General features: G+C 66.1%; 11 protein-coding genes. 1 reads left to right on the forward strand and 10 read right to left on the reverse strand.

Features of this window, described 5'->3' with window-relative positions:
• Window positions 1-9 precede the first annotated feature (9 nt).
• Window positions 10-1,368 (reverse strand): diaminopimelate decarboxylase, encoded by a 1,359-nt coding sequence (gene lysA / locus BN3270_RS01910; protein ID WP_058985518.1) that lies wholly within the window; start codon window positions 1,366-1,368, stop codon window positions 10-12.
• 184 nt (window positions 1,369-1,552) lie between these two features.
• Between lysA and BN3270_RS01915 the strand changes: the two genes are divergently transcribed.
• Window positions 1,553-2,002 (forward strand): 23S rRNA (pseudouridine(1915)-N(3))-methyltransferase RlmH, encoded by a 450-nt coding sequence (locus BN3270_RS01915; RefSeq protein ID WP_058985643.1) that lies wholly within the window; start codon window positions 1,553-1,555, stop codon window positions 2,000-2,002.
• 74 nt (window positions 2,003-2,076) lie between these two features.
• Here the strand turns inward: BN3270_RS01915 and BN3270_RS01920 are convergent, their stop codons facing one another.
• The 9 genes from BN3270_RS01920 to dnaX all read right to left on the reverse strand — a co-directional run bounded on the left by BN3270_RS01920 (window position 2,077) and on the right by dnaX (window position 13,102).
• Entirely contained in the window at window positions 2,077-3,720 is a 1,644-nt protein-coding gene (locus BN3270_RS01920; RefSeq protein ID WP_271711875.1) for an LCP family protein, read from the reverse strand.
• Window positions 3,721-3,825: 105 nt separating this feature from the next.
• A complete protein-coding gene (locus BN3270_RS01925; RefSeq protein WP_058985519.1) occupies window positions 3,826-5,694 on the reverse strand; it encodes an ABC transporter ATP-binding protein in 1,869 nt (622 codons plus the stop codon).
• A 1-nt stretch (window position 5,695) separates the two neighbouring features.
• Window positions 5,696-7,453 (reverse strand): ABC transporter ATP-binding protein, encoded by a 1,758-nt coding sequence (locus BN3270_RS01930; RefSeq protein ID WP_058985520.1) that lies wholly within the window; start codon window positions 7,451-7,453, stop codon window positions 5,696-5,698.
• A complete protein-coding gene (locus BN3270_RS01935; RefSeq protein WP_058985521.1) occupies window positions 7,450-7,941 on the reverse strand; it encodes a MarR family winged helix-turn-helix transcriptional regulator in 492 nt (163 codons plus the stop codon). Before BN3270_RS01935 ends, BN3270_RS01930 begins: the two co-directional genes overlap by 4 nt.
• Window positions 7,942-8,119: 178 nt before the next feature.
• A complete protein-coding gene (locus tag BN3270_RS01940) occupies window positions 8,120-8,782 on the reverse strand; it encodes an SOS response-associated peptidase (protein ID WP_058985522.1) in 663 nt (220 codons plus the stop codon).
• A gap of 10 nt (window positions 8,783-8,792) precedes the next feature.
• On the reverse strand, window positions 8,793-10,013 hold the full coding sequence (locus BN3270_RS01945) for a deoxyguanosinetriphosphate triphosphohydrolase family protein (RefSeq protein ID WP_058985523.1): 1,221 nt from the start codon (window positions 10,011-10,013) through the stop codon (window positions 8,793-8,795).
• Window positions 10,014-10,035: 22 nt separating this feature from the next.
• Entirely contained in the window at window positions 10,036-10,635 is a 600-nt protein-coding gene (gene recR, locus BN3270_RS01950) for a recombination mediator RecR (RefSeq protein WP_058985524.1), read from the reverse strand.
• A gap of 12 nt (window positions 10,636-10,647) precedes the next feature.
• Window positions 10,648-10,953, reverse strand: a complete 306-nt coding sequence (locus tag BN3270_RS01955; protein ID WP_058985525.1) for a YbaB/EbfC family nucleoid-associated protein — start codon at window positions 10,951-10,953, stop codon at window positions 10,648-10,650.
• Between the two features lie 46 nt (window positions 10,954-10,999).
• Entirely contained in the window at window positions 11,000-13,102 is a 2,103-nt protein-coding gene (gene dnaX / locus BN3270_RS01960) for a DNA polymerase III subunit gamma/tau (protein ID WP_058985526.1), read from the reverse strand.
• Window positions 13,103-13,104: the final 2 nt, after the last annotated feature.

A 13,104-nucleotide genomic window follows, 5' to 3' on the forward strand; every position in this document is an offset into this window, starting at 1 on the left:
GTCTCCCTTCTAGTCGACGTCGCACTTCATAAGGTCGTCGTAGGTTTCACGACGGGTGACCACGCGATAGCTGCCGTCGCGCACGAACACGATGGCCGGGCGCGGCTGGCCGTTGTAGTTGCTCGACATGCTGTGGCAGTAGGCGCCCGTGCCGAACACGCACACGATGTCGCCCAGGTCGGGATGCTGGAGCGAACCGTCGAGCACGACCGCGTCGCCGCTCTCGCAATGCTTGCCGCACAGGGTGACGACTTCGGTGCGGGGCTCGTCGGCCTTGTTGGCGACGACCGCTTCGTAGTCGGCATGGTAGAGGGCGGTGCGGATGTTATCGGACATGCCGCCGTCGATGGCCACGAACTTGCGGATGCCGGGCAGGGTCTTCAGGATGCCGACCGTGTAGAGGGTCACGCCCGGGGTCGCGGCGATGCTGCGGCCCGGTTCGCAGAGGATGCGGGGATGCTTGACGCCGAGCTCATCGCAGTGCTTGACCACCGACGCCGTCGCCATTTCGGCGAACTGGTCGATCGTAGCCGGCTTGTCGTCGGCCATGTAGGCCACGCCCACGCCGCCGCCGATGTCGAGCTTTTCGATTTCGACGCCGTAGGTGTCCTTGATGCGCTTCAAAAACTCGATGCCGACTTTGATGGCCTCGTCGTAGGAATGAAGGGCGAAAATCTGCGAGCCGATGTGCATGTGGATGCCCGTAAGATGCACGTGGGGTGCCTTGAGCACGTCGCCCACGCAGTTGAAGGCGAAGTCGTTGAGCATGGTGAAGCCGAACTTCGAGTCTTCCATGCCCGTGCGGATGTATTCGTGCGTGTCGGCTTCGACGCCGGGGGTGATACGCATGAAGACGTTCTGCTCGACGCCCAGCTCGCCGGCGATTTCAGACACGCGCGCAAGCTCGATGCGGCTGTCGAGCACGATGGTGCCGGCCCCCGCTTCGATGGCCTCGCGCAGCTCGGTCGGGGTCTTGTTGTTGCCGTGCACGTAGACGCGTTCCATGGGGAAACCGACCGCGCGGGCGCAGGCAAGCTCGCCGCCGCCCGAGACATCGAGGGACGCGCCCTCTTCGTCGACCAGGCGCACCATGGCCTTGTTCTGGAAGGCCTTGCTCGCGTAGAGCACTTCGGAGTTGGGATAGCGCTTGGCCAGGGACTCACGATAGGCGCGGATGCGGCCGCGCAAGTCTTCCTCGTCGAACACGTAGAGGGCGGTGCCCTCCTCGTGCGCCAGTTCGACCATGTCGACGCCACCGATGAAGAGATGGCCGTTCTTCACTTCGGCGGTTTTGGGCAGCACGTCGCCCAATTCCATAGTGGTGCGACCGTCGGCGACCGCGTTTTCCTTTGGCTTGGGCAGAGACATGGTTCCCCTTTCGCTGGGTAGGCGGGCGCATCCCGACCTTGATTGATGGCAGGTATTGTAGCAAGCTCGCTTTAGCGTGCGATGGTAGCGTGGGAAACTTCGCGCAACGTGCACGCGAGAGGACCCCGTCCTACGAAGGAGGATGTAGGAGGCGCGTCCACACGACAGAAAAAGGAGCACCATGCTGAAAATAGCCGTGATCGCACCGGGCAAGCTCAAGGAGCGGTTTTGGAAGGACGGCTGCGCCGAGTATCTCAAGCGCCTTTCCGGCTACGCGAAGGTCACCGTGCGAGAGCTGGCCGACAGCACGCCCGACCAGGAGGAGAAGCTCATCTTCGGCGCCCTCGACGCCCTGCCCCGCGACACGCACGTGGTGCTCTTGGATATCGGCGGCGACCTGGTGTCGAGCGAAGAGCTCTCGCGACGGCTCGACGAGATGGCCCTGCGGGGCACGTCGAGCGTGGCCTTCGTGATCGGCGGCAGCAACGGCGTGACGCCGGCCGTGCGCGCCCGGGCCGACGAGCGCGTGAGCTTCGGCCGCATCACGATGCCCCACAACCTTGCCCGGCTCGTGCTGCTCGAGCAAATCTACCGCGCCTGCAAGATTAGCCGCGGCGAGCCCTACCATAAGTAGAAGGGCGGCCGCAGGCTTTATCGCCCACGACCGCCCGCACGAACGGAAGGGAGAGGACGCGCCGAGCGCCCCCCCTATTTCCCGTAGTCGGATCCGATGATGACGAGGAAGTCGCCCTTGGTCGAATAGGACCCGTCGTTCTGCTTGATCTGGGCACCGCCGATCGTGTCGGCAATGGCCTGGGCTTCGTCCTTGTCGCCGCTGCTCATGTAGACCACGAGGGTCGTCTTGTAGTTGAAGGATTCGGCGTTGCCCGTGTCGGTCACCTTGTAGCCGGCATCGGTGAGCTTGCTTGCCACCTTGTCGCCCACGCCCGATTTACCGTTGCCGTTGCGCACGACGACCTTGCCGTCCTTCGAGCTACTCGCACCCGACGAGGTGTCGCCGTTGCTGGAATCCGACGACCCCGCCGCATCGCCCGTCGTGGAAAGGACGGTGCCCGTGGTGGAATCGACTTCCGCCTCTTCGGTGGGCGGCAGCCCCTTGTTCACGCGGTCCATCATCTCTTTCCAGGCGTCCTGCACGACTTCGGTGTACCACACCCCGCCCGATTTCACGGGCTCGTTAGGCATCGTGGCCGAATAGAGGCTCGTGGACGGATCGAAGCCCTGGAAGGTTTGGCCGAGGGAGACGATGTCGCCCACCGTCATGTCGGTCTGCACGTACTGGGACAAGGTCTGTATCGTGTTGGCGATCGTGACCGGATCGCTCTGCAAGAGTTTTTTGGCGATAGCCGACACCACGAGTCGCTGGTTGGCGGCACGGTAAGCGTCGCCGTCGCCGTACTTGTCGTAGGAGTGGCGGCTGCGCGCCAGGATGAGGGCCTGGTCGCCGTTCAGGGTCTGCTCGCCCGCATCGAGATGGCCGCCGGCCATTTCGTCGTTGATCTCGATCGGCACGTCGACGTCGATGCCGCCCAGGGCGTCGACGGCGGCCTTCATGCCGTCCATGTCGACCAGGGCCACATGCGCGATGTCGACGCCGGCCAGTTGGGAGACCGTCTTCACGGCAAGCTCGCTGCCCCCGTAGGCGTAGGCTGCGTTGATCTTATGCTCTCCCGAATACCCGTCGAAGGTGACCTTGGTGTCGCGCGGTATCGACACCAAGGTGACCTTCTTGTTCTGCGGGTCGATGCGACAGAGCATCATCGTGTCGGTACGGTAGGTCCCGTCGGTCGAATCGGTTGTATCGCGCTCAATCGATTGGTCGGTGCCGCAGAGCAGCACGTAGAAGGGCTCGGAGTTGTTGGACTTCACGAGCACGTTGCCCAAGCCGCTACCCAAGCCCCGCGCCAGGTTGCCGTTGATCACGTTGATGTAAGCGAAGGCGGCGCCTGCGCCTACGGCCAGAGCGATGAGGATGCCCACAAAAATGTTGCGCACCAGGTGATGGCGCTTGCGGCGTTTGCGCTCGGCGGCGTACTGGCTGCGCTCGCTGCGACGCGAATAGGCGCTGCCCGCCTGCTCGGGGGCATCGGCGCTCGAGTGGCGCTCGCGGGTGGAACGGGAATAGGCGCTGGTGGTGTCGGCCTGAGGGGCCTTGCTGCGTGCGCGCGGAGGGCGCTCGTAGGCGCCGGCTTGTTCCCGACGAGGTGCGCTGGAATGGCGTCCCAGGCTCGGGTCGGAGGACGACCCACTCGTGCGGGTAGTGGGGGTGGTGCGTTTGAAGTTCATAGGGGGTATTGTGGCGAGGCCGCCGAAGGCTTTCAAGCGGCCCATGCTTTCCTTCCGAAAACCCCACACCGGCTTCAGGCGGCCTGCACGGGCCCGCAGGAAAGCGTCGCGGAAGCGGCCCGCGCCCGCGACGCTTTCCGCCGCATGCGCCTAGGCCGCGTCGAACTGCGACTGGTAGAGCTCGGCGTAGAAGCCGCCCTGGGCGAGCAGGTCGTCGTGCGTGCCCGCCTCGACGATGTCGCCGTCGCGCAGGACCAAGATCTTGTCGGCGTTCTTGATCGTCGACAGGCGGTGGGCGATCACGAAGCTCGTCCGCCCCTCCATGAGCTTGTCCATGGCCCGCTGGATCTGCCATTCGGTGCGCGTGTCCACGTTCGAGGTGGCCTCGTCGAGGATGAGCACCGGACGGTCGGCCAGCACGGCGCGGGCGATCGTGAGCAGCTGGCGCTGGCCCTGCGAGAGGTTTTCGGCCCCTTCGCTCACCTCGAAATCGTAGCCGCCGGGCAGGGTTTCGATGAAGTGCTCGCAGTGGGCGAGGCGGGCGGCCTCTTCCACCTCTTCGTCGGTGGCGTCGAGCCGGCCGAGGCGGATGTTTTCGCGAATCGTACCTTCGAACAGCCAGGTATCCTGCAGCACCATCGCGAAATTCTCCCGCAGGTCGTTGCGGGGCACGTCGCGCACATCGTGGCCGTCGACCGCGATGCGGCCGCCGTCGACGTCGTAGAAACGCAAAAGCAGCTTCACGAGGGTAGTCTTGCCGGCGCCCGTGGGGCCCACGATGGCCACGGTGCTGCCCGGGTCGACCGACTGGGTGAAGTCGTGGATGATCGTCTTTCCCGGCACGTAGCCGAAACTCACATGGTCGAAGGCCACCGCACCGCTCGCGCGCCCCATGCGCTCGATCGCGCCCGTGGCCGCATCGGTGCGGGCCGTCTCTTCCTCTTCGGGGGCTTCGAGGAAGGCGAAGACGCGCTCGGCCGCCGCGCCCATCTGCTGCAAGACGTTGGCGATGTTGGCTAGCTGGGCCACCGGCTGCGTGAAGCTCTTCACGTACTGGATGAAAGCCTGGATATCGCCGGGGCGAATGGAACCCTGAGCGCAGAGCGCTGCGCCCAAGACCACCACCGCCACGTAGCCCATGTTTCCCACGAGCGCCATTATCGGCCGCATGAGACCCGAGACGAACTGGCTCTTCCAGGCGCTTTCGTAGAGGCGGTCGTTTTCCCGCTTGAAGCGAGCGCTTTCCTCTTGGGCCTTGTTGAAGGCCTGCACGACCATCTGGCCCGAAATATCTTCCTCGACGATACCGTTGACCCTGCCGAGTCCGGCCTGCTGGGCGCGGAAGTAGGGTTGCGACCGCTTCATAATCAGGCCGAGCAGGACCGCCGACACGGGCAAGGTGACAAGCGTCACGCCCGCCAGCGGCAGCGAGATCTGCACCATCATGACGACGACGCCCACGATCTGCACGGTGGATGAAATAAGCTGGGTGACCACCTGCGTGAGCGACGAGCCCACCGTGTCGACATCGTTGGTCATGCGGCTGAGCACGTCGCCCTTCGACTGGCCGGCGCCGTCGAAATAGGACAGGGGGACGCGGCTGATCTTTTCGGCCACCTGGCTGCGCATGCGGAAGACCGTCTTCTGGGTGATGCCGGTCATAAGCCAGCCACTTAAGGCCTGCGCGCCCCAGCTTGCCACGTAGATAGCGAGCAGGGTGGCGAGAATCCGACCGATTGTCGCGAAGTCGATGCCGCCCGCACCGGCCGACTGGGCGACGAGCCCGTCGAAGACCGTCGATGTGGCATCGCCGAGCAGCTTGGGACCGACAACCGAGAAGGCCACCGACAGGATGGTCATGACCACCGAAACGGCGATGACGGGGATATAGGGTTTAAGATAGGCGGCGAGCCGGCGCATCGTGGCTTTGAGGTCCTTGGGCTTTTCGGTGGCCATGCGCATGCCGGGACCATGCATCGGCCTGCGGCGCGGCGCGGCGACCGTACGTTCTTCGGCCATGCTACTCACCTTCCTTCAAGCCCAGCTCTTCTTCGCTGAGCTGGGATTTTGCGATTTCAAGATAGGTGGGGCAGGTGCGCAGGAGTTCTTCGTGCACACCCTCGCCCACCACGCGGCCCTCGTCGAGAACGAGGATCTTGTCGGCATGCATGACCGTCGCGATGCGCTGGGCCACCACGAGCACGGCCATGCCTTTCGCACGGGCGGCAAGCGCCTGGCGCAGACGCGCGTCGGTCGCGTAGTCGAGCGCCGAAAAGGAGTCGTCGAGCACGAGTACTTCGGGGTCGCACGCCAGAGCGCGGGCGATGGCCAAGCGCTGGCGCTGACCGCCCGAGACGTTGGTGCCGCCTTGGGCGATGGGAGCTTCGATTCCGCCTTCCAAATCGGCGACGAAATCGGCCTGGGCGTCATCGAGCGCCCGCTGCAGGTCGGCTTCGGTAGCCCCTTCGGTCCCGAAGGCCACGTTCGAGGCGACCGTCCCCGAAAAGAGAAAGCCCTCCTGCGGCACGTAGCCCACGCGCGAGCGCACGTCTTCAAGGGCGAGATCGCGCAGGTCGACGCCGCCGAGCGTGACGCTGCCTTCGGTGGGGTCGAAGAGGCGGGGCGCAAGCTGGACGAGGGTCGACTTCCCCGACCCGGTCGAACCCACGATGGCCGTGACGGCGCCCGCCCGGGTGGCAAAGGACACGTCGCTCACCACGTTGCCCGGCGCATCGGGATAGGCGAAGGATACGTGGTCGAAGGCGAGCACGCCGCGCGGGGCGCTCGCGGCGATCGCCCGGGGGCGTTCGGGGTCTTCGACCGCCGGTTCGGTATCGAGCACGTCCTGAATGCGGGTAGCGGCCACTTCGGCGCGCGGGAGGATGACCGCGACCATAGAGACAATGAGGAAGGCCGACACGATCATCGTGGCGTAGCTGATATAGGCCATGATCGCGCCCGCTTGCATCATGCCCGCCGAAGCCGCCTGCGCGCCGAACCAGACGATCGCCACGCCGGACAGGTTCATGATGATCATCATCGACGGCATCATGAAGGTCATCGCCCGGTTCACGAACAGCTGGGTCTTCATCAAGTCGGTTGAAGCGCCGTCGAAGCGGTCGAGCTCCCAGCTTTGGCGGCCGAAAGCGCGCTGGGTCATGAGGCCGTCGAGCATTTCGCGCGTGAGGGCGTTCACGCGGTCGACAAGCTTTTGCATGCGGCGGAAGCGCGGCATCGTGAGCATGAAGAGCACGGCGACCAAGCCGAGCACGGCGAGCACGGCCGCCGCGACGATCCACCCCATGCCGCCGCCGAGCGCGATGACCTGGCATACCGCGACCGCGCCCATGACGGGCGCGTACATGACCATGCGCAGGAGCATGACGGTCACGTTCTGCACCTGTTGCACGTCGTTGGTGCTGCGGGTGATAAGCGAGGCCTGCCCCATCTTGGCCACCTGGGCAGGCGACAGAAGGAGCACGCGGTCGAAGACGCGCTGACGCAGATCGCGCGCGATGCGGGCGGCCGTGCGCGAAGCGAGGAAGCTCGCGCCCGCCGACGCCACGAGCGTGCCCAGGCAGAGCAGGAGCATCGTACCCGCCATGTTCCGCAGGTAGGCGGACTGCCCGGCGCCGGGCGACATCTGCATGATGCCCACGTCGACGATGTCGGCCATGAAACGCGGGAGCGACAGCTCGCAGAGAGCTTCGACGATGAGCAGGCCCAAAATCGCCGCCACCACGAGCCCGCTGCCGCGCAGGAGTTTGAGCACCTTCATCGGTCATCGCCTCGCTCCCGCACAGGGGCAGCGCCTTCGGCGTCGCAGGGCATCTGCGGGACGATCTTTGCCAGCCGACCGGTAATGCGCACGAGCTCGCGGGCGTCTGCGGGGCCGAGCTCCCGCAGGATGGCGACCACGTGCGCCATGCGACGATTGAAGCGTTCTTCGATCGTCGCCTTCCCCGCTGCGGTAATGCGCACCACCGTACGGCGGCGGTCCCGATCGTCTTTGGTGCGCGTGACGAGCCCGCGTTCCTCGAGCCCGTTGACGAGCGCCGCCATGCGGGCCGTCGACACGAGCGCCGCGTCGGCCAGCTCGCCGGCCGTCATGCCTTCGGGATGGTGGCTCAGCGAGACGAGCACCATAGGTTCGCCGCGCATGTCGATCGCCTCGCGCCGCCCGCCCCGATGGGGGCGCATGCGGTGGGTCAGCGTGAAGAGCTCGCGCGCCAGCTCGTTCCATTCCTCGGCCGAAAGGTCTGCCATAGAATCCTCCCGTTAATTGCTCATAGTGTGAGGTATTCGCATCGTATGCGAGAAGCCTTGTTTCGCTAACCCCATTAGCTTTCTTCACCGTTTCTGCAAAGGAGAGTTGCCGAAGGGTTACGGAAGGACGGAAGGACGCCACAACAGCGAGGACGCGCGCATGTGCCTCGCCGTCTCGCTAGGCGCGCACGAGAGGAAGGCGGGGCGTGTCGAGCAGGCTCGTATCGCCGGCGAGCCAATCGGCCAGGCGCGCGCGGTCGAGCAGGACCGGCATGCGGTCGTGCACCGCCGCCACCGTTTCGTTGGGCGGGCAGGTAAGCAGAGTAAAGCGCCCGCGTTCGTAGAGACCGGCCATGAAGAGGGGCGCACCGTCGGGCGCGGCGAACCGATAGAGCCCGCGCGGCTGCTGCGCGGCCGGCAGGCCTTCGTGCACGACGGTGCCGCGCTCGTAGAAGGCATGGGCGCCCACGACGCAGCGGCGATGGGCGCAGGCATCGGCCCACATCCCCTGCCCCGCCTTCTCGGACCGGGCGTTGAAAATGGGCCCCTGCTTCCAGTCGACATGAAAGCCCCAGCGCAGGCCCACCACCTTCAAGGACCGCGCGCCCACCGCGATCACGGGCGCAACGCCATCGGGAAAGACGTCGGCGGGACGCTCTGCCTCCCCGAAAAGGCTCCCCTGGGCGGCGCGACGTTCGAGGGGTGCGGGCGCCAGGTGGACGGCAACCGCCTCATCGGTTGCGAGCGGCAACACGAGCTGGCGCGCCCGCGCATCGCGCGCGATACCGCGCGCCACGTCGGCCGTCTCTTGGGCCGAAAGCCCCGTGAACCTTCCGCACATGCACGGCCCCCTAGCGGAAATAGGGGACGTAGAGGTCCTGCTCGCTCTTGGCGTCTTCGGGATAAAGGTGGTTGTAGAGGTCGATGAAGTACTCGTCGGTCATGCTGGCGATGTAGTCGCACACGATGTCGTTGGGCTCTTCCTGCGCATAGGCTTCGTTGCCCCGCATCATCCAGGCGTTCAGGTGGTGGCGGAAGATCCAAGCGCTCTCGTCGCCGCGCGCCAGGTCGTCGAGGCAGCGCTCGTAGAGCCGGCCCATCAGGGGGGCGATGATCGCGTCGAGCTTTTCGTGAGCCGCCGGCGAATGGTAGATCACGCGGCTGTTCCAGTCTTTGGCCGCCATCAGGGCGTCGAAGACCTCCTCGTCCATGGCCAAATAGGGCCGCTCGATGCTGTTTTTCACGATGTTGGCCGTGATGTTGCGGATGAAGTCGCGATTGCTGTGGCCGATCACGCTGTCCTGATCCTGGTAGGCTTCGGGTGTGATCACGTGGGCCGAAAGGGCATCCTGCCGATCTTTGCCCAGGTAGGCGAGGATATCGCAGATGCGCACCACGCATCCTTCGAGCGTGCTCGGGCGCAGCTGCTGGCTGGCGCCCGGCTGCGTGTAGCAGCGCTCCATCATCGCATCGAGGTCGGCAAAGGTGGCGCAAGGCGCGGGCTCGTAGCGCGCGAAGGCCTTTTCCCCGCAGTGGGCGAGCATGCCGTTCAGACTCTGCAGAGACAGGTTGCGCTGGGCCACGATGCGCAAGAGGCGCACGCTCTGCACGTTGTGGTTGAAGCACCGACCCGTATGGGCGCGATAGAGGTCGTTCAGGGCCCGCTCCCCCGCGTGGCCGAAGGGCGTATGTCCCATGTCGTGGCCGATCGCGATTGCTTCGATGAGCGCGGTGTTCAAGCGCAGGGCCCCGCCGAGCTTGCGCGCGGTCTGGCTCACGAGCTGCAGATGGAAGGACCGCCGCGTGAGATCGTCGTTCTTGAAGAAGGGAAAGACCTGGGTCTTGTCCATGCAGCGGTTGTAGAAGGCGTTGTTGAGAATGCGGTCGACGTCGCGCACGAACGAGGGGCGAATGAGGGCCACGTCGGCGTCGACTTCGTCGGGCCGCTCGTAGACGGCGTCTTCGAAGCGGGCGGCGTAGGGCGACAGGAGCCCCGCGCGCACTTCCCAGCCGCGGGCAAGGTAGGCCCGCTCGTCTTCCGTGAACGTGAACAGCGGATTTCCCTGTGCCATGGCGGCTTGTCCTTCCTGCGCGCTATTCGAGCGCGCGCCTGCCCTCGATCGCGCGGCCCAGCGTGACCTCGTCGGCGAATTCCAGATCGCCGCCCACGGGCAGGCCGCTCGCCAACCGCGTGACCTTCACCCCGAGCGGGCGGATGAGCCGGGCCAGATAGCTGGCGGTGGTTTCGCCTTCCACATTAGGGTTGGTGGCCAGGATGACCTCCTGCACCGCGCCGTCGGCCAAGCGACTCATGAGCTCTTTGATGTGCAGCTGATCGGGACCGATGCCGTCGAGCGGCGAGAGAACCCCGCCGAGCACGTGATAGAGGCCCGAAAACGCGCCCGTCCGCTCGATCGGCGGGATGTCGCGCGGCTCAGATACCACGCAGATAATCGACCGGTCCCGCTTGTCGGAGGCACAGATCTCGCACAGGTCGCCTTCCGCGTAGTTGAAGCACTGGCGGCAGAAGTGCACCGTATCCTTCACCTCGACGATTGCGTCGGAAAGACGCAGGGCCGTGGCGCGGTCGGTGTTGAGCAGCCAGTAGACGATGCGCTGGGCCGACTTCGGGCCGATGCCGGGCAAGCGCTCGAATTCGTCGAGGAGTTTCTGGATGGCGGGTGCGGAATTCATGCGGCGGGCAGCCTAGAGGCCGGGGATGTTCATACCGCCGGTCACGGCGTTCAGACGGTTGTTGGACAGATCGGCCATGCCGCGCAGGGCTTCGTTGGTGGCGGCCATAACCATGTCCTCGAGCATTTCAACGTCGTCGGGGTCGACGGCCAAGGGGGAAATGGTGATGGACTTGACCATCATCTCGCCCGTGACCTCGACCTTCACCATGCCGCCGCCAGCAGACGCCTCGTAGGTCATGCCCTTGATCTCTTCTTGGGCCGCGGCAAGCTGCGCCTGCATCTTCTGCGCCTGGCGCATCATCTTCTTCATATCCATGCGTATCGCTCCTTCGGGTGCGCGGACGGGGCCGCGGCTGCGTGCGTTAGTCGTCTACCTGTTTGAACGTGACGGTCTCCCCCATCACGTTCGACAGCATTTTACCCAATTGACCCACGTCGACTCCGGGCGCGGACGCATCTCCATGCGACGCCGAAGGCGCGGGCGGGACGGCGGGCGCCGGCGCGGACGGCCGAGCGGCTACGGGATGCGGGCGCGGGCTGGGCGCCGGAGGCTGCCAGCCGTCGTCCTCTTCGGCATAGGCGTCCGCATAGCCTTCGTAGGCATCGAGCGGAACCGCGTCGACGGGAGGCTCGATCGCAGGAGCCGCGGGATGGGGCGCCGCGGGGCGCGGGGCGGGCGCTGCCTGCGGGCGCGAAGCCGCTTGGGGGCGGGGTGCCGCAGGGGCTTGCGGGGCAGGGGTCGCCTGGGCGCGCGCGGCCTGGGCGGCCTTCATGGCCTTGATCTTGGCCAGCGCCGCCTGGGCGGAAGAAGGCGCTGCGGGCGCGGGAGGGTCGGCGGGGGCCGGTGCGGCAGCCGCCGAGGCAGGCGCAGCTGCGGGCGCTGAGCCCGCATGGATACAGGCGAAGGGCACGTGCATACCGCACGAAGCGTCAAGGGCGCGGGCAATCGCCTGCTGCACCTCGGGCTTCTGCGACATCTTGAAGGCGAAGGGGTTGTCCGGCGGGAATTCGACCACGATGCCGGCATGGGCGTCGTCAGGGCGCACCTTCACGTTCACGAGCAAGACGCCGTAAGCCGCCTTTTCGCGCTTGACCGCCGTGACCGTCGCGCGCCAGGCCCGCTGCAAGGCGGCCGGATTATCGACCAGGGCCGCAAGGCCGTCGGCCGCGTTGGGTGCGGGGGCCGCCGGCCGGGGGGCCGGGGCCGGAGCCGCCGTGGCCACGGAGGGCGCCTCTGGCGCCTGGCCAGGCGCTGCAACAGGTGCCGCGGGCTGGGGAGCGGGCGCGGAGGCCGCCATGGCGGAGGGCGCCGCCGGGCGGGCGACCTGCCCCTTCTCGAGCGCTTCGATGCGTTCGGCGAGCGACGCCAAGGTGAGGTCGGAATCGGGCCTGATCATCCGCGTAAGGGCGATTTCGAAATCGAGCCGGGCGTTCGACGACGTGCGCAGCTCGGAAAGCAGGTCGCCCAGCACGCCGAGCAGGCGGGAAAGGCGGTCGGGGCCGAACAGGGGCAGCTCGCCGGCCATTTCGCGGCGCTCCGCTTCCGTCACGTCAAGGGCCGCGTCGGTCCCCGCCAGCGACAGCACGTAGAGGTCGCGCACGTGCTCGGCCATATCGCGCGCGAATTGGGCCAGGTCGGACCCCGATTCCACATAGTGGGCCACCCAGGTGAAGCAGGCCTGCGCGTCGCGCTTGCCCACGGCCGCGATGATTTCGGCCATGTCAGACGAATCGAGCGAGCCCAGCAGGTCTTCGGCGCCCTTCACGGTAACCGTGCCACCACCGAAGGCGATCAGCTGCTCGAGCGACGTGAGGGCGTTGCGCATGCCGCCGTCGGCGCGATGGGCGACGAGCTCGAGCGCCTCCCCTTCGAATTCCACGCCTTCCGCTTCGCACACGGCACCCAGACGCGCGACGATCTGGTCGGTCGACAGGCGGTGGAAGTCGAAGCGCTGGCAGCGCGAATGGATGGTTTCGGGAACCTTTTGCGGGTCGGTGGTGCACAGGACGAAGACCACGTGGGCCGGCGGCTCTTCGAGGGTCTTCAGCAAGGCATTGAAGGCCGCGGTCGACAGCATGTGGACTTCGTCGATGATGTAGACCTTTTTTGACCCGCGCGTGGGCGCGAAGTTCACGCGGCTGATGATTTCGTCGCGGACGTTTTCGACGCCCGTGCGGCTGGCGGCGTCGAGTTCGTAGACGTCGGGGTGAACGCCGTTGGCGATGTCGGTGCACTCCCGGCAGGTGCCGCAGGGCTCCGACGTGGGGCCCTGCTCGCAAAGGAGGGCCTTGGCGAGCAGACGGGCCATGGTGGTCTTGCCGGTACCGCGCGGGCCGCAAAAGAGGTAAGCATGGCTTACCTTATCCTGGTCGATCGCGTTCTTCAGCGTGCGCTCGATGTGACCCTGGCCCACTACGTCTTCGAAGACCTGCGGGCGATATTTCCGATAGAGCGATTCGGCCATGG

The sequence above is a fragment of the Hugonella massiliensis genome (assembly GCA_001486445.1).
Classification (GTDB): domain Bacteria; phylum Actinomycetota; class Coriobacteriia; order Coriobacteriales; family Eggerthellaceae; genus Hugonella; species Hugonella massiliensis.

Excerpts from the sequence above, each read along its gene's own strand:
- BN3270_RS01925 (WP_058985519.1), bottom strand. The coding sequence starts at position 5,694 with ATGGCCGAAGAACGTACGGTCGCCGCGCCGCGCCGCAGGCCGATGCAT.
- lysA (WP_058985518.1), bottom strand. The coding sequence starts at position 1,368 with ATGTCTCTGCCCAAGCCAAAGGAAAACGCGGTCGCCGACGGTCGCACC.
- BN3270_RS01920 (WP_271711875.1), bottom strand. The coding sequence starts at position 3,720 with ATGGGCCGCTTGAAAGCCTTCGGCGGCCTCGCCACAATACCCCCTATG.
- recR (WP_058985524.1), bottom strand. The coding sequence starts at position 10,635 with ATGAATTCCGCACCCGCCATCCAGAAACTCCTCGACGAATTCGAGCGC.
- BN3270_RS01940 (WP_058985522.1), bottom strand. The coding sequence starts at position 8,782 with ATGTGCGGAAGGTTCACGGGGCTTTCGGCCCAAGAGACGGCCGACGTG.
- dnaX (WP_058985526.1), bottom strand. The coding sequence starts at position 13,102 with ATGGCCGAATCGCTCTATCGGAAATATCGCCCGCAGGTCTTCGAAGAC.
- BN3270_RS01955 (WP_058985525.1), bottom strand. The coding sequence starts at position 10,953 with ATGGATATGAAGAAGATGATGCGCCAGGCGCAGAAGATGCAGGCGCAG.
- BN3270_RS01945 (WP_058985523.1), bottom strand. The coding sequence starts at position 10,013 with ATGGCACAGGGAAATCCGCTGTTCACGTTCACGGAAGACGAGCGGGCC.
- BN3270_RS01935 (WP_058985521.1), bottom strand. The coding sequence starts at position 7,941 with ATGGCAGACCTTTCGGCCGAGGAATGGAACGAGCTGGCGCGCGAGCTC.
- BN3270_RS01930 (WP_058985520.1), bottom strand. The coding sequence starts at position 7,453 with ATGAAGGTGCTCAAACTCCTGCGCGGCAGCGGGCTCGTGGTGGCGGCG.